The organism is Pseudomonas sp. BN411 (assembly GCF_029871235.1).
In the GTDB taxonomy this organism is placed as follows: domain Bacteria; phylum Pseudomonadota; class Gammaproteobacteria; order Pseudomonadales; family Pseudomonadaceae; genus Metapseudomonas.
In genome coordinates this window covers 1-18,554 of the sequence record NZ_SSOM01000083.1, presented here as the reverse complement: position 1 = coordinate 18,554, position 18,554 = coordinate 1, and the positions used below count along the sequence as shown (strand labels likewise).

Sequence of the window (18,554 nt, the reverse complement as noted above, 5' to 3'; positions counted from 1 at the left end):
TGAACCGTCGCGGAGAACTGCGCTCCGCGATGTCTTCGGGAGTCGCGTGGCGAGGAGCCCAGGACAATCGACTCCGCTGCGGTCCTTTTCGCGATATACGCGCAGCAACTCTGACCCATTTCTATTGCTGCTTTAAGGCGCCTTGCCGCAAGGTTGTTCGCTGTCCAAAGAGATACCCGATTGGTATTGGCGAGGAACGAATAAAGTATTAGTCGGTATCGAATCCGCTCCCTAGACTCAGTAAACAGTCTGGTTCGCCCTTCCGGCGGACCACCTAAGGACAAGAGTGCGGAGCGATCATGCGCAATATCGATAACTTCATCGCGGGCGAATTCGTCGCCGCTGCCAGCGGCAAACGCTTCGACAAGCGTTCGCCGGTAGACAACCGTGTGATCGCTTCGATTTCCGAAGCGGGCCGTGCGGAAGTGGATAGCGCCGTAAAGTCTGCACGCAGTGCCTTGCATGGCGAATGGGGTGGCCTGACCACCGAGCAGCGTGTCGACATGCTGCATGCCGTGGCTAACGAGATCACCCGCCGCTTCGATGACTTTGTCGAAGCTGAAATGGCCGACACCGGGCAGCCGGCACATGTCATGCGGCATGCCTTCATTCCTCGTGGCGCGGCCAACTTCAAGGTTTTCGCCGATGTAATCAAGAATGTCGCCAGTGAGTCTTTCCGGATGGATACCCCGGATGGTCGCGGCGCGCTCAACTACTCCATGCGTGTGCCGAAGGGCGTAATTGGAGTGATTTGCCCATGGAACGCGCCCTTCCTGCTGATGACCTGGAAGGTCGGCCCGGCGCTGGCATGCGGTAATACCGTACTGGTCAAGCCTTCCGAAGAATCTCCGCTCACAGCAACTCTTCTCGGTGAAGTGATGAACACCGTAGGCATCCCCAAGGGGGTGTACAACGTATTGCACGGTTTCGGTCCGGATTCCGCGGGCGAGTTCATTACTCAGCATCCTGGCATCGACGCCATCACCTTTACCGGTGAAACGCGCACAGGCACAGCAATCATGAAGGCCGCTGCCGAAGGCATGCGAGATGTGTCATTCGAGTTGGGTGGGAAGAACGCAGGAATCGTATTCGCCGATGCCGATTTCGATGCGGCAGTGGATGGGATTTTCCGTTCGTCCTTCCTCAATTCCGGACAGGTCTGCCTGGGTACCGAGCGCGTTTACGTCGAACGTCCGATTTTTGAGCGCTTCGTTCAGGCACTGAAGGTTAAGGCAGAGGGCGTGAAATACGGTCGGCCTGAAGATCACGCCACGACCTATGGTCCGTTGATCAGCCAGGAGCACCGCAGCAAGGTGCTTTCCTACTACCGCAAGGCGGTGGAGGAGGGGGCCACGGTGGTAACTGGCGGTGGTGTGCCTGATATGCCCGGTGAGTTGGCCGAGGGCTCGTGGGTTCAGCCCACTATCTGGACGGGGCTGCCGGACAACGCTGCGGTAGTGCGCGAGGAGATCTTCGGCCCCTGCTGCCACATTCGCCCGTTCGACAGTGAGAACGAGGTGGTGTCGCTGGCCAATGACAATGAATACGGCCTGTCTACCACCATCTGGACGAGCGACCTATCCCGCGCCCATCGCATGGCTGCGCGTATCGATGTAGGGATTACCTGGATCAATAGCTGGTTCCTCCGCGATCTGCGCACTGCGTTCGGCGGTTCCAAGCAGTCGGGAATCGGTCGCGAAGGTGGCGTTCACTCCCTGGAGTTTTACACCGAGACACGCAACGTGTGCGTGAAGCTGTAAATCGCCTTTTAGGGCGCCGCTTCATGCGGCGTCCGACTTCCGCCGTCCTGTGAGAAAACCATGAACGACAACAAGATCGAGCAATACGGCGACGAGCTCTACGAAGCGTTCGTCTCTCGTCGCACAGTTCCCCCGTTACTGCAGCGTGAGCCCGAGATAACCATCGAGGATGCTTACCGCATTCAGCAGCGTTACGTTGCGCGTCGACTTGCCGCCGGCGAGACCGTGGTGGGTAAGAAAATCGGCGTCACCAGCAAGCCTGTTCAGGACTTCCTCGGGGTTTTTCAACCGGACTTCGGCATTCTCACCTCCGGCATGGTGTACCAGGAGGGTGATGAGATTGACCTTGGTACCCTCATCCAACCGAAGGCCGAGGCCGAACTCGCTTTCGTTCTTAAGCATGACCTGGTTGGGCCGGGGATCACCGCAATGGATGTGATCCGGGCAACTGATTACGTAGTGCCGTGCTTCGAGATTGTCGATTCGCGCATCACGGATTGGCAGATCAAGATCCAGGACACCGTCGCGGACAACGCTTCCTGTGGCGTGTATGTGCTGGGGAATGACAGAGGTGATCCGCGAGAGCTCGACCTGACATTGGCCGGCATGGTGCTGGAGAAGAACGGCGAGCTGTTCTCCACCGGCGTTGGTGCTGCCGTGCAAGGGTCTCCAGCCAATGCGGTCGCCTGGTTGGCCAACACCTTGGGAGAGCTGGGGATTCCGTTCAAAGCGGGAGAGGTGATTCTTTCGGGCTCGCAATCTGCCCTGGTACCCATCGCCGACGGTGACGAACTGGTATGTACCGTGGGTGGTCTTGGCAGCTGCAGGGCGAAGTTTACCGGGAGGAGTGCAGTATGAGCGCACAACTGACACTGTCCCGCGAGGACATCGTGCGTCTTTGTGAGCGTGTCGAGGGGGCTCAGACGCACGCCTATTCGATTCGCAAATTGACCGATGAATACCCCCAGATGTCGATTGCTGACGGCTACGCCGTGCAGTTGGAGTTGCTGCGCCGCTTCAAGGCGAAGGGGCATCGTCTCGTCGGCTGGAAGGCAGGACTGACCTCCAGGGCCAAGATGCAGCAGATGGGCGTTAACGTGCCCTCCATCGGTTTTCTGACCGACCGCATGGCGCGTCCGGAGAACTCGCAGATCAAGACCTCCGACTTGGTCCATCCCCGTGTGGAGTGCGAGGTTGCCTTTGTCCTCAAGGAAGGACTTGAAGGCCCGAATTGCACTGTCGCCGATGTGCTGGCCGCCACCGACTATGTGTTGCCTGCAGTGGAAATCATTGATTCACGCTTCTCCGGCTTCAAATTCGATCTTCCCAGCGTGATCGCTGACAACGGTTCCTCCGCCCGATTTGTCGGCGGCGGTCGTGCCCGCAAGGTCGATGAACTGGACCTGCGCACACTGGGCGTGGTGATGGAGAAGAACGGCGAAATCGTCGGCATGGGAGCGAGTGCAGCAGTGCTCGGGCATCCGGCAGAGGCTGTGGCGATGCTGGTCAACATTCTTTCCGAACTGGGAGAGACGCTGCCAGCCGGCAGCTTTGTGATGAGTGGTGGAATCACCGAAGCCGTCGCAGTGAAACCCGGCGACAACGTCATTGCACGCTTCCAGGAACTGGGCAGCGTTTCCATGCGTTTTATCGAGTAAGGCCTCCAGGAGAAGTCATGCCCATTATCGAAATGCACCTCGTCGAGGGGCGCACCGCCGAGCAGAAAAGCCGCGTCGCTGCAGCTGTGACCAAGGCTGTTAGCGAGAGCCTTCCATGCAACCCGGACACGGTCCGGATCCTGATTACCGAACACCGCCACGACGAGTTCTATGTCGCTGGTTTGAACAAGATGCAGCGCGATGCGCTGCAGGGGCAGGCGAAATGAAGAAGATCCGTTGTGCGTTGATCGGCTCGGGCAACATCGGTACCGATTTGATCTACAAGATCATGCGCAGCCCGGTGCTTGAGCCGGTCTGGATGGTAGGTATCGACCCGGAGTCAGAAGGTCTTAAACGAGCTCGAGACATGGGCTTGAAGACGACCTCGGAAGGTGTCGACGGTCTGCTGCCCCACGTTCTGGAGGACAATATCCAGATCGCCTTCGACGCTACCAGTGCCTATGTGCACGCCGAGAACAGCCGCAAGCTCAATGCGCTGGGTGTTCTGATGATCGACCTGACGCCGGCTGCTATCGGTCCGCTGTGCGTGCCCCCGGTGAACCTGAGCGAGCACACCCAGAAACAGGTAGCGAACGTCAACATGATTTCGTGTGCCGGCCAGGCAACCATTCCCATCGTCAATGCCGTTTCACGTATCCAAAGCGTGGGTTATGCGGAGATCGTCGCTAGCCTGTCGTCCAAGTCCGTAGGGCCAGGTACCCGCGCGAATCTGGATGAGTTCACCTACACGACCTCCAGCGCTATCGAGGCAGTCGGTGGTGCGCGCAAGGGTAAGGCCCTGGCCATCATCAACCCGGCTGAGCCGCCGTTGATCATGCGCAACACGATCTACTGCCTGACCGACGATGAGCCTGACCAAGAGCGCGTGACCGCGTCGATTCTGCAGATGATCGGCGAGGTGCAGAAGTATGTTCCGGGCTACCGGCTGGTCAATGGCCCGCTCTTCGATGGCAACAAGGTCTCAGTGTTCCTCGAGGTTGCAGGGCTTGGTGACTACCTGCCGACTTACGCTGGAAACCTCGACATCATGACCGCGGCCGCGACGCGCACAGCGGAAATGTTCGCCGAAGAAATCCTTGCCGGAAAGCTCCAGTTGCCCACTGTGGAGGTCGCATAATGAGTCAGCCCATCAGCCTCAAAGGCCGCAAGGTCATTCTCCACGACATGTGCCTGCGTGACGGCATGCACGCCAAGCGCGAGCAGATCAGCGTCGATCAGATGATCAAGGTTGCCACTGCAATGGATGACTCCGGCATTCCGTACATCCAGGTGACCCACGGCGGCGGTCTCGGTGGGAACTCGCTGCAGCATGGCTTCGCCCTGCACAGCAATGAGGAATACATCAGCGCTGTCGCATCTCGGATGACCCAGGCGAAAGTCTCGGTACTGCTGATCCCAGGTCTCGGCACGATGAAGGAACTCGAGTCCGCCTACGATTGCGGCGCACGCAGCGTTCACGTGGCCACTCATTGCACCGAGGCAGACACCTCTCCGCAACACATCGCCTTCGCTCGAAAGCTGGGAATGGACACTACCGGATTCCTGATGATGGCCCACCTCAACGATCCTGCAGGCATCGCCCAGCAGGGGAAATTGATGGAGTCCTATGGGGCGCAGACCGTTTACGTCACTGACTCGGCCGGATACATGCTGCCGGAGGACGTCAAGGCACGGGTCGAGGCTCTTCGTGATGTGCTCAATCCCGAAACCGAGATCGGGTTCCACGGGCACCACAACCTGGGCATGGGCGTCGCGAATTCCATTGCAGCCATTGAAGCTGGCGCCACCCGGATCGACGGTTCGGTAGCTGGGCTGGGAGCGGGGGCTGGCAACACTCCTCTTGAGGTATTCGCCGCTGTTTGCGAGCGCATGGGCATCGACACCGGCGTGGACCTGTTCAAGCTGATGGATGTGGCCGAGGACATCATCGTTCCCATGATGGATCACCTGGTGCGTGTTGATCGCGAGTCTCTGACGCTGGGTTACGCCGGCGTGTATTCGACCTTCCTGCTGCATGCGAAACGAGCGGCAGAACGCTTCGGCGTTTCGGCGCGCGACATTCTGGTTGAGCTTGGCCGCAAGAAGATGATCGGTGGTCAGGAAGACATGATCCTCGATACTGCGATGACGATGGCCAAGGAGCGTGGCTTGCTCAAGAGCGCCTGATGCGTCCGCCGAGCAGAAGTATCTGCTCGGCGTTTTCTCGAGTAGCGGAGTGCTCATGAATTCGACCAATGAAGTCGCGGTAATCGTCGGCGCCACAGGTGCTTTCGGACAAGCCATCGTCTCAAGGCTATGTGCCAGTGGCCTCGATATCATCGCCGTGGCTCGCAGCAGCGAAAGCCTCAATTCGCTAGCGGATCGATATTCACAGGTCAGACCTTGTGAAGCTGATATCGGAGACGACAGTGCAATCGAAGTCATTCGAACTTCCCTGAACTGCCCCGTCCGCATGGTCGTCCATGGACCTGGCGTAGCAGTTGCTGGAGGGGTGCTGGATGCCTCGGTAAGCGCGTTGAACTCCGCAGTTAACATCAAGGTTGGCGGCATGTTGCGCCTGGTGCGAGCAGTAGACGACTTTCTGCAACCAGGTTCACGCCTGGTCGCCATTGGTGGGCACTATGGCTTCGAGCCTAGTGCCTATGCGGCGGCGGCAGGAGTCGCCAATGCAGCCCTTGCCAATCTCAACCGGCAGCTCAGTCTGGCTTACGGCCCGCGTGGCATTACCTCCCATCTGGTTGCCCCGGGTCCCGCGGATACCGAGCGACTGCATCGTGTCGCGGCAGACCGTGCGGCGCAGCGAGGCGTGAGTGTTGATGCTGTGCTGGAGGAAATACGTGCGGAATCGTCCCTTGGTGCTTTGACCACGCCCGAGCAGGTGGCCTGGGCTATCAGCATGCTGCTGGCTCCTGAAGCTACTGCAATGTCGGGATCTGCCGTGATGCTTGACTCCGGTCGCCGACGAGGACTGCCCTAGTTTCCTTCTCCACATCGGTTGCGCCGCCTGGCATCGATAACAACAAGGAGAACAGTCATGCCCATCGTGAATTTCCATCTACTAGCCGGCGAAAGTACCGGCGAACAATGCGAGCTCTTGCTCGTTGAAGCCTCGCAGCTCTACGCGAAGGTTCTGCAATCTCCCATCGAACGTGTACGTGCATTCATCACATGGCACGACTCGCGCCATTTCGCCGCGGCGGGGTCTTTATGCGCGGCAACTGGTATGCACGCACCATTCTTTGACTTCTTCGTTCTCGATGGCCGCTCCGTCGAGCAGCGCCATCAGTTGGCGGAAGGCTTCACTGAGTTGTTGGTCAAGCATCTGGCGGTACGACGCGATGTTGTGCGGGGTCGATGCCAACGTATTGCCCCCGAGGATTGGTCGATTGCAGGTGTTCCGGCAAGTCTGCAGAGGGCTGATGAATTGGCAGTTCGCGCGGCCGGAGAGCCTGCTCATGGGCCATGAGGTTTTGATCGTGGATACGGGAGACCGCTTCTCCTGCACCGATCGGGAAAGCGTTCTTAGTGGAATGACGCGCCTGGGACGCAAGGGGATTCCCGCGGGTTGTCGTGGTGGTGGCTGCGGGGTGTGTAAGGTCCGAGTCATTCAAGGTCAGTACCAGGCTCGACAGATGAGCCGACAACATGTCAGCGCGGAGGAACAGCTCGATGGAGTTGCCCTGGCGTGTTGCATCGTGGCGGAGAGCGATCTACGCCTCACCGTCGTGGGGAAAATCAGAAAAGCAGTGGTTCGCGTGCGTGAGCGAGAGACCACTTTTCCAACTGTTACCGGAGCACGGACTACGGGGTGAGCCTACGGGACCACAAACGAAGGGATCACAAACGACGTTGAGCGCGCGAAGCAGGTCGAGCGAATTTATCGATTCTCTACCAGCTTCTGACCCTTCGCAGGCTTGCCGGCACCAAAGCTATAGCCAGGCAAATGGCCAGGTGGCTACTCAAGTGGGACTTGGATCATGAATGAGAAAGTGAAATGCGCGGTGATCGGCTCCAGCAGCATTGGAATGGACCTGGTCCACAGGTTGCGGCTTAGCCCCCTGCTGGACCCCGTCTGGTTGATAGGGACGGATCCTCAATCCCAGTACCTTTCTGAAGCTAAAGGCTTGGGGCTCAAGGTCACCCATCAAGGCGTGCGTGGTTTTCTGCCTCACGTCGTCGAAGATGGTGTGCAGATCGCATTCAACGCTGCCCAAGGTGCTGGGCATGATGAGGCCTCTCGTAGCCTCAATGCCTTGGGAGTGACCACAGTTGGTTTGGCATCCACCGGCGATGGGGTGCATTGTATTCCTGCATTGAATCTTCCGAAGTTGATCGCGAACGGTCTGCAGCACCTTCAATTGGCCACCGCCACCAGCCAGGCAGCTGTTCCCATCGTCAATGCGATCTCCCTGGTACAGGATGTGGATTACGCGGAGGTCGTTATAAACGTCACTCCAGCATCCATGACATGCGAAAGCACTGAGACACTTGCTAACGCAACCGTCGGGGCCTTGATTCGTGTCGGGGGGGCCAAACACGGGAAGGTGCACGCGATAGTCAAACCCAATCTGGGATCTAGCGCTGTCATCAGCTGCATCGTCGAAAGCGAACCGAGGCGAGACGATATTGTTGAATCGGTACAACGCATGATTGGAAAGGTGCGGCGATATGTGCCGGGGTACCGTCTGATCAGTGGCCCATATTTCGAAGGAAACCTGATTACTTTTGGTGTTTCAAGCAGTGAGGGGGGGAATACTTTGCCCGTCGGTTTCGCAGACGAAGAGATCATGGTGAGCTCGGCAGTCCATTCTGCAGAGGCACTCGTGGACAGGATCAAGTCGATTGGCCGCGTGTCCTCCGATTTTGACGTTCTGCCCACATAGCCGAACCTCTTCGGAGCTTGGTGCATTCGCCCGTCACGCTTAATTCAGTGTTCGCCCTGCGTTCTAGCGTAGTGGGTGTTCTTGCCGCCCAGATTGATCACGATATGCTTCAGCGAGCTGTCGGTTTGTGGTGGCGGCGCTACGCAAAAAAGAAGCCGAACAACGTATGCTTCAGAAACGATGGGTATACGAAAAAACTAAATTATCTTGGCCATGGCTATTGCGAATCGGCACTGGGGCATTGGGTAGGGAACGATTGGTAGTGGTTGCTGTGAATGCATGAGAGTACGCGAGGTCGATGGAGCCGTATCCCAGGTCATACGAAATACCTGCCGATGCATGTCGGGTAGGTGTTACCGGTAAGCTTGCAAATAGTAGGTTGCTAGGGGCAGCTTCTGTTGCCTGCCTATACCCTAATCGTAGGGTCCAGTTGTTGATTCGATAGCTAGTTCCCAGCCCGACAATGGTCTGATTATGATAGTTCTGCGGAAATTTCAGATTGAGGTCACCACCACTATCGCTGTTGAAGGCGACGTTAATGTCTTTCATTACGTCTTTCCAGAACACGCGAGAAACGTCGACGGCGATTAACCACCTGTCGTTCACTTCGTGTGCGACTCCTAGGCTCAATGATGCCGGCATCTGGAAGTCTTTAATCTTGATCTTTCCAGGGAGAGAAATTTTCCCTACGACACTATCGATCGCAGTGACCGTCGCGTCGCCTTCCAAGTCGCCCATTTCGCTGGCGAAGTTATAAGCAAGTCCGACATTAGTGGACGTGGTAGCTCTCCACAGCACGCCAATACGCCCACCGTATCCCCACGCGTCGGCGCCGCTGGCAATGGGTTCCGCTCGGCTGAAGCTAATATGAGCACCATCAAGCGCTGGCAATGCACCTAAAACTGGTAATAATGAACCGCTAACGCGACCGTCTCCGATGAGGGCGCCAACTTGGTTCCTCGCAAACATCATGTTCAAGTTCATGCCCATCCACATGGCATCCAGACTGGCGCCTACAGTCAACTCATCGGTTACATCGAAGCTGAAAGCGAATGGAATATTGAGGACGAGCAGTCGACTACTACTATCTAGCCCTGTGGGCTGACTATTTCCATCGTCTGAAAGGAAACTATCATTGCCATACTCGGTACCGACTCCGCCTTGAGCAAAGGTACCGATACCAAGCGCCCAGCGTTCTCCGCGATAGGTGTATGCAATCTGCGGCGCATAATAAGGTCCACGATTCTTTGACTTATTTTTGCTTTCGGCAGTTTCACCAGAATCGAGATTGCGAGTGCTGATATCCGGTTGAAGCAGGTCGACGCCAATGCTCAATCGGCTGCCTTCCTCGCCCAAGGAGAGAGTGGCTGGGTTGCTCATCATGCCTGCTGTTCCGATATCAAACGCCATGGCTGTCCCTCCCATGGATCGGGAAATGGGTCCGAAGCCCTCAAGGCGCATCACATCAGTTGCATTTGCTGTATGGAATATGGCGATCATTGGCAGGCATTGTGCAAAACGAAGAGCTGCCTTGGCGTTCATTAGACTGTTCTCGCTTGATCGTTATCGTTCTATTCGGCGAGCACCAGCGGTAAATGGCGGAATGGCCAAGGTACGTACCCTGCCGCTGATTACTCTACATAGTTGGTAGATACCCTTCCCAGTCTAGTGCGTGATGGTACCTGGGGAGGCTTTGCGACGCCGGGCGAGAACCTTCGCTGTGCCTGTTCGCCCGTTGGGGGCGCTCGCAGCCGGCGCGCAAGGACCATAACGGCATCGCCTGGACCGGTGGCTGGAGGCGGCGTTGAATCGCCCAAGCGATGACGGCCCCGGGTAGAGATCGAGTACGACTGTCAGATAAATCCAGCCTTGGGACTACGCTTACAGAGCTACCACTCCGGGCGAAGGCGATGACGCAGACATCGAAACACCGACACGCTGTGAAGCGCTCCGCCTTGAAGATAACGGGCGATAAGCTGACTGAATTGGAGCGCCTATATCGCGTTCTGAGGACCCTCAGCGCTGGTAACCGTATGCTTTTGCGCTCGAGTGATGAGCTGCAGCTTCTGAAAGGAATGTGTGACGTAGTGGTAACGCAAGGCGGATATCGCTACGCCAGTGTCTGGTACGCCAGCAATGACGAAGGCCAGCCGCTCGTTAACCAGGCTTACTCCCTTGGTCTCCCACACGAGAAAAACGAAGTAGAGTTCTTTGAATCGCTACGGTTGTCATGGGCTTTCCCTGAGCAAGGAGGGGCCACAGCGATCGCTGTGCTGACTGGCACTCCTTGCATTGGTCGCAATCTGTTGAGCGATCCTGACCATAGGGCATGGAGGGAGGACGCGATTCGGCTTGGATATGGTTCGCTCACTTCTTTTCCCATTCGTGTCGATTCAACAGTGATTGGGGCCTTGAGCATCGCTGCTACTGAGCCTGATGCGTTCAACGATTCCGAAGTGGCTCTGCTGGGGGAGTTGGCGGAGGACCTTGCTTACGGCGTAGAGCATATCCGCGAGAGGGCTCGTAGACGTGAAGCTGAAGAGATAATTCAGCGCATGGCATTCTACGACCCTCTGACAGAACTACCCAATCGGCAACTTTTGTTTAAAAGGGCGCGGGCGCTAATTGATGGCCTTGAGGGGAGGTATCAATCTTTTGTTTTGCTAATTATAAAGGTGATTCAACTTAATGAGGTCAATGAAACGTTTGGGTTTCAGCAGGGTGATAAGGTGCTTGTGGGGGCGGCGCGGCATTTATGTGAAACGTTAGGAATGTCTGGTGATGTGTTTAAGGCGGGAGACGCCGAGTTTGCTGTTATTTTGCCTTCTGCGGATTTAGAAGTTGCCACTCGGCAATCTCAGCGAGTGGTTTCCTTGTTTAAGGATCAAGGCGGAATTCCGGAGCATGAACAGTATGCTAGTTTTTCTATAGGTATCGCGGTATATCCAGGGCATGGTTCTGATCCAGAATTGCTGATCAGGCGCGCCCGCTCTGCTATGAGTGAAGCTAGACGCACTGGGCGAGATTATGCAGTTTTCTCGAGCAAACTTGATGAAGGATGCAGTCGCCGGCTAGGGCTGACAGCGAAGCTCAGAGATTCTATTAACAAGGGGCAGTTGTTGCTTTATTGTCAACCCAAGCTTAGGCTGAAAAACTCAACGCTTTGCGGGGCAGAGGCTCTTGTTCGGTGGCGATGTCAAGAAGGGGAAATGATTCCCCCAAGTGAATTCGTGCCGCTTGCGGAATTTTCTGGTTTAATCACTCCGCTTACACATTGGGTGCTTGAAACTGCATTTAGACAGCGCTTTGCTTGGCGCGAAGTAGGTATAGACCTTCCACTTTCCGTTAATTTGTCCGCTCAGGATCTATGTGATCCACATTTGGTCGGAAAAATTGAGGGCCTGATGGCTACGTGGGGAGGGGAGGGGAGTTGGATTAAGTTTGAAGTAACTGAAAGTGGGATGATGAAAGACCCGCTGTTGGCGCTCGAGGCTATTAATAAAGTTAAGTCGATGGGTGTTGGTTTTTCTATTGATGATTTTGGGGTTGGTTATTCTAGCCTGAGTTACCTGAGGAATCTTCCGGTTGATGAAATCAAGATTGATCAGTCTTTTGTCAGGAGCATCTTGAGTGAGCCTGAGGTCGCGGCTATTGTTGGGTCTACGATTGAGATGGCTCATCACCTGAACCTAGAAGTGGTCGCGGAGGGGGTGGAAAATGAGGCGGAAAAAGACTACTTGACGATGCTGGGGTGTGATGTGATTCAAGGCTACTTTGTAAGTGCGCCGATGCCTATTGATGAGTTCAAGGATTGGTTGGTGTCTTCAGTTTGGAAAATAGAAAAGTAAATGCCATCACGTCAGGGCACACGCCTCTTATACGAAACCCGGTGCGATACATTCCTAGGCGGCGATAGGGCCGGCTAATCCATCTTTAGTCAGTGTCCACTCAGGCTGAAACGACCATTTCAGAGATTTAGTGCATTAGCCAGTAACTCTTTGGGACTATCCCCGCTTTTACCGCTGAACCTGGCCCATGCCTGGCTCGCCTTAGGTGGCACATTTTTTTGTCAGTAAGTTGGCCTTCGTCGGTTGAGTCCGTCCGGCAGTTCACTCACCAGTCATTCCCTGACTCCGGGAGGAAATCATTGTAGATTTCCTTCATCAACTGCCTGAGCCAGCGATTCGCTTCGTCGTGATGAAAGCGCGGGTGCCAGTACTGGCAGATGGGGAATGGTGCTAGATCAACCGGTGGTTTCAATCGTCTAACCCAACCGTACTCATCGAAGATGCGGCCGATCTCTCCAGGTACGGTTGCAATCAGCTCCGGATCATTTCTGATCAGCATGGGAATGACCAGATAGTGGGGAGTCAGCAGGAACACCTCACGTTTGATTCCGTGTTCGTCTAACGCCCTATCGTAGTGAGTGGTCTTGCCGCCCAGATTGATCACGATGTGCTTCATGCGCGTGAACTGCTCAAGGCTGATCGAGTCCCCGACCTGGCTGTTCTCTCTGCTGACAATCGTCACGAACTTGTGGACGAACAGATTTTGCTGAAACAACTCATCGTTGACCGCGAGCTGCGAGCCCATCGCCAGGTCGGCCTCGCCTGACTCCAAGGTGGCAGCAATGTCTTCGGGGCGGACTTGCAGGGTCTGGATGGTGCAGTGGGGGGCCCTGCGCTTGAACTCCTGGATCATCCTGGGCAGAAACACCAGTTCGCCCATATCGGTCATGCAGAACTTGAACGTGCGGACTGCTGTGCTTGGATCGAAGCGTGTCTGGGTGAGCAGCGAATCTTGCACTGTGCTGATGATCCCGAGGATCGACACAGCCAGCTGTTCGGCTTTGGGCGTCGGCTTCATGCCGTCGCCGACTTTCACGAACAACGGATCGCTAAAGAAGTCCCGCAATCGCTTGAGCGCATGACTGACCGCACTCTGCGAGAGATCCAGGCTATCGGCGGCCCGAGTGACACTGCCTTCGCGAAGCAGGGCATCGAAAACAGTCAGCAGATTGAGGTCGAGCTTCTTTTCATTATGAATGCTGTGCATAGAGGTGATCGTTGTCGTGATTATGGTGCAGTAGGATATTTCAATAGGATCGATTCTTGAAACACCGCATGGGAATCGGCGGCGCCGATTCCCGCAGTAGATAACAAGAACAAGAGTCATCCTATGAACCCCAAAACGTGCAGCGCATTCGCGCTATCAGCTCTGTGCAGCCAAAGCCTCCTCGCCGCCGGCCTGATCGATGACAGCCAGGCCACATTAACTGCCCGAAACTATTACCTCGAACGTGACTACCAAGGCTCCCGGGATCCAGACAAGGCTGAGGAGTGGGCGCAGGGATTCATTCTCAGATTCAAGTCGGGACTCACCCACGGTGACCAGGGACTGGGCCTGGACGCGTTGGGTATGGCCGGTTTCAAACTCGACTCCTCACCTTCCAGGACCGGTACCGACTTGCTACCGGTATCGACCAGTGACCGTCGTGCTGCTGATGAGTACTCCAAGCTCGGATTGACGGCGAAGGCCAAGTACTCCCGCACCGAACTGAAGGCAGGCAGTCTGGATGACGTGTTCATCCCCTTCGTCTATGCCAGCCAATCGAGGTTGTTCCCACAGACCTTCAGGGGGGCGTCGGTGGTCTCGAACGAGTTCGACGACCTGACGCTGCGAGGTACCTGGTTCGATCAGACCACCAAGCGCAACTCCACTGATTTCGAATCGCTATCCCTGGCGGCGCCAAACCAGCGTTTCAACGGTGGTGCGCAGAGTAACCAGGCCACCTTCCTAGCAGCCGAATATCACCCGCAGAACCGTTATCTGGCACGGGCCTATCACGGTGACGTCAAGGATCTCTATCGCATGGAGTACCTGGACTTCAAACGCAGTTGGCCCATCGGCAACGACACCTTCACCGCCGACTTGCGGGGATTTTATGGCACCGAAGATGGCAGCGCCCGGGCGGGAGAGGTCGACTACAAGAACATGACGGCGACTTTCAGCTACCAGACTGGCGCCCACCTGTTCAACCTCGGCTATCAGCACGCCACTGGCGACACCGCCATGCCTTATCTCTCAGGCACCGAGATTCTTGTGCTGAGCGAGTTCCTGATGAGCTCCGATTTCGTCGGCGCCAACGAGAAGGCCTGGCAGGCCAAGTATGTCTACGACTTCGCCGCATCCGGCATTCCCGGCCTGAAGACCACCCTGCGCTACATGCGTGGCCATGACATCAACTTGCCCGAGCGCCTTGGCGGCAATGGGCTCACAGAAAGCGAGAAGCACGCTGAGCTCTCCTACGTCGTCCAGTCCGGTCTGCTTGCCGGCCTGTACCTGAGGGCGAGGTATTCCGTGTACCGCAATGATTTTGCGGATGCCGCTTCGATGCGTGATGAGAACCACCTCCGGCTGAACATCGATTACAGCTGGAAGCTGTGGTGAGCCCTCCAACAACAACTACAAAGGTAACAAATATGTCGGTCAAAGACCCACGTGACCATATCAAGCATGGTCACATGAGCGGATTCAGAATCAGCCTTGTCATCTTCTGCGTCGTCCTGGCGGCTCTCGACGGTTTCGACGTTCTGGTCATGGCCTTCGTGGCTCCCACGCTATCGGCGAGTTGGGGGCTGAACGGATCGATGCTAGGCGCGCTGTTCAGTGCCGGGATGATTGGAACCGCGATTGGCGCGTTCTTCCTGGCGCCCCTGGGCGATCGGATCGGACGGCGCCCTATCGCATTGGGATGTCTCATGCTTCTGGCAGTGTCGATGCTGATGTCGGCTGCCACGCGCAATTTCAGCGAGATGTTTGCCGCCCGGCTGTTCACCGGAATTGGTGTCGGTGCCATGTTGGCAACCATCAACATCGTGATAACCGAATACGCCAATGATCGTCGTCGCAGTCTGTGCAATGCAGGGATGTCGGTAGGCGTTCCGCTCGGGGCGACCCTGGGTGGCCTGGTGTCGGTGCTGCTGATCAACCATTACGGTTGGCAGGCGCCCTTCGTGTTTGGCGGTGTGGCGGCTATCGTCCTGCTGCCTTTCGCCTGGTGGCTGTTCCCTGAGTCTCTGGACTTTCTCATCGAGAAACGTCCTACCCGCGCGCTGGATCGGGTCAATCGAATACTGCCGCGCCTTGGTCTGCAGGAACTGTCAGCACTGCCTGCTGCACGTGATCCGAACATCACTGATGGTCGCCTCAAGGACTTGCTGAGCGCGTCGCTGAAGGGACCGTTCGTTGCCAGTTGCATCATGTACTTCTGCATCATGATGACGTTCTACTTCGTTTCCAGCTGGACACCGAAGATCCTCACCGACGCGGGGTTGAGCGTTACAGGGGGGATCTCCGGTGCAATGCTGCTCAGCTTCGGCGGCATGCTCGGCTGCATGAGCTTCGGCCTGCTAGCGGCGAAAGTCGGGGCTCATCGACTCACTGCCATCACCATGGTCGCCCTGTTCGCCATGATGCTGCTGTTCAGCAACATGGGTTACCACCCGACTCTGTTGGTGGTGGTCGCTGTGACTCTCGGCTTCTTCCTCTACTCGGCGGTCACCACTCTCTACGTGGTGGTACCGGTGGCATTCCCGGCAACCCTGCGCGGTAGTGGCACGGGTATCGCCATGGGAGTAGGGCGCTTGGGGGCAGTGTTTGGCCCCTACCTGGCGGGCGTCCTGATCGACATGGGATGGAGCCGCGAACAGTACTTCCTCGTGTTGGCCCTGCCTGTGCTGCTGGCGGCGATTCTGCTACGTGCGCTGCGCTCTCCGCAGATGAGAGGGGACGCTGAGTCGGTCACTTCATAGTTATGCATATGGCGCATGCGATTAATCGATGCCATTCGTGGCTTTCATTTTGTCGCGTTTTTATAGTGGCCCGCACTTCAGCGCCACGGCGCTGAAGCCCACTTCAATAAAAACGATGATTGGAGACCGCCGTGTCCAACCCCAAATTCATTCTGCTGTTGTCGTGCCGCAATACCGCCGGAATCGTGAAGGATGTTTCCAGCTACCTCTTTGAGCAGGGATGCAACATCCTCGATGCGCAGCAATTCGATGATCTGGATACTCAGCAGTTCTTCATGCGGGTGGTGTTCGACGCGATAGACAGCGCGACGCAACTGGTACTCGAGGACATCAAGGCTGGATTCGCCGATGTTGCCCATCGGTACGGCATGGAGTGGTCGCTGCGTCCGCAGGACCAGCGCAAGCGCGTAATGCTGCTCGTGTCCGGCTATGACCATTGCCTGCGCGACCTGCTTTACCGCAGCCGAATCGGCGAGCTGCCGATGGAGATATCGGCCGTTGTCGCCAACCATCCCCAGGAGCGATACGCCGCGGTTGATCTGCAGGGCATAGCGTTTCACTACCTGCCAGTGACCCGGGATAACAAGTCCCAGCAGGAAGAGAAACTGCTTGCCTTGATCGAGTCCACCAGGACCGACCTAGTTGTGCTCGCTCGCTACATGCAGATCCTCTCCGATGACCTCTCGCGCAAGCTGGATGGGCGCTGCATCAACATCCATCACAGCTTCCTGCCGGGATTCAAGGGCGCGCGTCCCTATCACCAGGCCCATGAGCGTGGCGTGAAGCTGATTGGCGCGACCTCGCACTTCGTCACCGCCGACCTGGACGAGGGCCCGATCATCGAGCAAGACGTCGAGCGCATTTCCCACCGCGATAGCGCGGAAGATCTCGTACGTAAGGGGCGTGACATCGAACGACGCGTCCTGGCCAGGGCAGTGCGCGCCTATCTGGAAGACCGCGTCATTCCGAACGGTCGCAAAACCATCGTGTTCGAAGGCTGACGCCTGGCCACGCATAACAACAATTCGTTGAAGTAACCGAGGTAAAGACATGCTCCCCAAGAATTTCAGAAAGACTCCAGAGGGCTATTTCACGTCCCGTTGGGGGCAGCCTGAGTACACGGACTGGCTCGACGAGAGCATGTCCTGGAAGGACCACTGCTACATCGGTGATTGGTCGTTCCTTTGGCAGCGGCGTTACCGTGGACCGGACGTGTTGAAGCTTTTCTCCGATACCTCCATCAACAGCTTCGCCAAGTTCGACATCATGCAGTCCAAGCATGTCACCCACTGCAATCGTGATGGCAAGGTGATCCATGAGGGTATCCTCAGCCGCTGGGGGGAGGATGACTTCATGCTCTTCGGTCGCGGCGGCTTCCTCATGGACTTCCACCTACGCAAGGGTGATTACAACGTCAGCTCGGAGGTTGTCGAAGGGTTCAAATTCCAGGTTGCTGGGCCCAAGGCTGCCGCATTGATCGAGAAGCTGACAGGCGTGGCCCTGGCGGACATCAAGTTCATGCACTCGCAAGTGGTGAAGATTGCCGGGCATGAGGTCTACGCGCTGCGACAGGGCATGTCCGGGGAGCCTGGTGTGGAGCTGCAAGGTCCTGCCGAACATGCTGCCGAGGTGTATGAGGCAGTGGTGCGAGCCGGCGAAGCGTTCGGGATTCGCAAGCTGGGTGGTCGAGCTGCCTTCATCAACCACCTGGAAGCCTGTTTCCCCACTATCGTGACCGACTACCTGCCGGCGATCTTCAGCGAGGACATGGCTGAGTATCGCGCCGAATTCGAAGCGTCTCTGCCGGCGTTCGCCTCGACCTTCAACGTTGCCGGCAGCTTCGAGGCTGATGATGTCAGCGCCTGGTACCGCAGCCCTGTCGAGCTCGGTTGGGGGCGCAACATCAAGTTCGATCACGACTTCATCGGCCGCGAGGCCCTGGAAAAGGAAGTGGCCAACCCACGCCGGGTGATTCGCACCCTGGTGTGGAATCCCGATGATGTGCTCAAGGTATTCGCATCCCTGTTCCAGAAGGGCGAGCACTACGCCTTCATGGAGATGCCCCGGGATCAGCGCGGTTTCATGTATGCCGACAAGGTGCTGGTGAACGGCCGTGAGGTCGGCGTTTCCACCTCTCGTGGCTACAGCTACTTCTTCCGCGAGATGCTCTCGCTGTGCACCCTGGACATCGCCCAGGCAGAAGTAGGTACTGAAGTCACGGTTATCTGGGGCAATCCGGGCGAGCCGCAACTGCCCATCCGCGCCACTGTCCAGCCCGCACCGTACAAAACCGACAACCGCCGCAGCTGAGTCGGCAAGGCCCTGGGTCTCAGGGCCTGCTTCATCTGTAAGACCCGGAGAAACAATGTCCGCATTCCTGATCGACGGAAAAGCCGAAGCCCGGCAACTGCGTGAACG

17 protein-coding genes are annotated in these 18,554 nt (G+C 56.8%); 15 read left to right on the top strand and 2 right to left on the bottom strand.

Annotation, left to right across the window (positions count from 1 at the left end):
- The first annotated feature begins 299 nt into the window (after positions 1–299).
- The 10 genes from E8F06_RS25785 to E8F06_RS25740 all read left to right on the top strand — a co-directional run bounded on the left by E8F06_RS25785 (position 300) and on the right by E8F06_RS25740 (position 8,322).
- Complete coding sequence (locus E8F06_RS25785; protein ID WP_179057958.1) at positions 300–1,760, top strand: 2-hydroxymuconic semialdehyde dehydrogenase; 1,461 nt, start codon at positions 300–302, stop codon at positions 1,758–1,760.
- Positions 1,761–1,820: 60 nt separating this feature from the next.
- Positions 1,821–2,618, top strand: a complete 798-nt coding sequence (dmpE, locus tag E8F06_RS25780) for a 2-oxopent-4-enoate hydratase (protein ID WP_179057959.1) — start codon at positions 1,821–1,823, stop codon at positions 2,616–2,618.
- On the top strand, positions 2,615–3,418 hold the full coding sequence (gene dmpH, locus E8F06_RS25775) for a 2-oxo-3-hexenedioate decarboxylase (RefSeq protein ID WP_179057960.1): 804 nt from the start codon (positions 2,615–2,617) through the stop codon (positions 3,416–3,418). Before dmpE ends, dmpH begins: the two co-directional genes overlap by 4 nt.
- Before the next feature lie 17 nt (positions 3,419–3,435).
- The gene (locus tag E8F06_RS25770) at positions 3,436–3,645 is read left to right on the top strand and encodes a tautomerase family protein (RefSeq protein WP_179057961.1); all 210 of its coding nucleotides are present in this window, start codon (positions 3,436–3,438) and stop codon (positions 3,643–3,645) included.
- Positions 3,642–4,556 carry an acetaldehyde dehydrogenase (acetylating) gene (locus E8F06_RS25765; RefSeq protein WP_179057962.1) on the top strand — a complete coding sequence of 305 codons (915 nt, stop codon included), beginning with the start codon at positions 3,642–3,644 and terminating at the stop codon, positions 4,554–4,556. The genes E8F06_RS25770 and E8F06_RS25765 overlap by 4 nt, the downstream gene beginning before the upstream one ends.
- Positions 4,553–5,605 (top strand): 4-hydroxy-2-oxovalerate aldolase, encoded by a 1,053-nt coding sequence (gene dmpG, locus E8F06_RS25760; protein WP_179058010.1) that lies wholly within the window; start codon positions 4,553–4,555, stop codon positions 5,603–5,605. The genes E8F06_RS25765 and dmpG overlap by 4 nt, the downstream gene beginning before the upstream one ends.
- A 55-nt stretch (positions 5,606–5,660) precedes the next feature.
- A complete protein-coding gene (locus E8F06_RS25755; RefSeq protein WP_179057963.1) occupies positions 5,661–6,416 on the top strand; it encodes an SDR family oxidoreductase in 756 nt (251 codons plus the stop codon).
- Between the two features lie 57 nt (positions 6,417–6,473).
- Positions 6,474–6,905, top strand: coding sequence for a tautomerase family protein (locus E8F06_RS25750; protein WP_179057964.1), 432 nt, complete (start codon positions 6,474–6,476; stop codon positions 6,903–6,905).
- Positions 6,859–7,251, top strand: coding sequence for a 2Fe-2S iron-sulfur cluster-binding protein (locus tag E8F06_RS25745; RefSeq protein ID WP_348530018.1), 393 nt, complete (start codon positions 6,859–6,861; stop codon positions 7,249–7,251). The genes E8F06_RS25750 and E8F06_RS25745 overlap by 47 nt, the downstream gene beginning before the upstream one ends.
- A 165-nt stretch (positions 7,252–7,416) precedes the next feature.
- Positions 7,417–8,322 carry an acetaldehyde dehydrogenase (acetylating) gene (locus tag E8F06_RS25740; protein ID WP_179057966.1) on the top strand — a complete coding sequence of 302 codons (906 nt, stop codon included), beginning with the start codon at positions 7,417–7,419 and terminating at the stop codon, positions 8,320–8,322.
- Between the two features lie 171 nt (positions 8,323–8,493).
- On the opposite strand, the gene styE is transcribed toward E8F06_RS25740, so the two are convergent.
- Positions 8,494–9,864, bottom strand: coding sequence for a styrene transporter StyE (styE, locus tag E8F06_RS25735; protein ID WP_179057967.1), 1,371 nt, complete (start codon positions 9,862–9,864; stop codon positions 8,494–8,496).
- A gap of 491 nt (positions 9,865–10,355) precedes the next feature.
- On the opposite strand from styE, the gene E8F06_RS25730 reads away from it, so the two are divergent.
- Complete coding sequence (locus tag E8F06_RS25730) at positions 10,356–12,170, top strand: GGDEF domain-containing protein (protein ID WP_218648994.1); 1,815 nt, start codon at positions 10,356–10,358, stop codon at positions 12,168–12,170.
- A 265-nt stretch (positions 12,171–12,435) separates the two neighbouring features.
- Here the strand turns inward: E8F06_RS25730 and E8F06_RS25725 are convergent, their stop codons facing one another.
- Positions 12,436–13,377, bottom strand: a complete 942-nt coding sequence (locus tag E8F06_RS25725; RefSeq protein WP_179057969.1) for a LysR family transcriptional regulator — start codon at positions 13,375–13,377, stop codon at positions 12,436–12,438.
- Positions 13,378–13,500: 123 nt separating this feature from the next.
- Between E8F06_RS25725 and E8F06_RS25720 the strand changes: the two genes are divergently transcribed.
- The 4 genes from E8F06_RS25720 to E8F06_RS25705 all read left to right on the top strand — a co-directional run bounded on the left by E8F06_RS25720 (position 13,501) and on the right by E8F06_RS25705 (position 18,446).
- Positions 13,501–14,772: an OprD family outer membrane porin gene (locus E8F06_RS25720; protein WP_179057970.1), complete on the top strand. Its 1,272-nt coding sequence runs from the start codon at positions 13,501–13,503 to the stop codon at positions 14,770–14,772.
- A 32-nt stretch (positions 14,773–14,804) separates the two neighbouring features.
- Positions 14,805–16,136: an MFS transporter gene (locus tag E8F06_RS25715; protein WP_179057971.1), complete on the top strand. Its 1,332-nt coding sequence runs from the start codon at positions 14,805–14,807 to the stop codon at positions 16,134–16,136.
- 131 nt (positions 16,137–16,267) lie between these two features.
- Entirely contained in the window at positions 16,268–17,137 is an 870-nt protein-coding gene (gene purU, locus E8F06_RS25710; RefSeq protein ID WP_179057972.1) for a formyltetrahydrofolate deformylase, read from the top strand.
- A gap of 49 nt (positions 17,138–17,186) precedes the next feature.
- The gene (locus E8F06_RS25705; protein ID WP_179057973.1) at positions 17,187–18,446 is read left to right on the top strand and encodes an aminomethyl transferase family protein; all 1,260 of its coding nucleotides are present in this window, start codon (positions 17,187–17,189) and stop codon (positions 18,444–18,446) included.
- Positions 18,447–18,554: the final 108 nt, after the last annotated feature.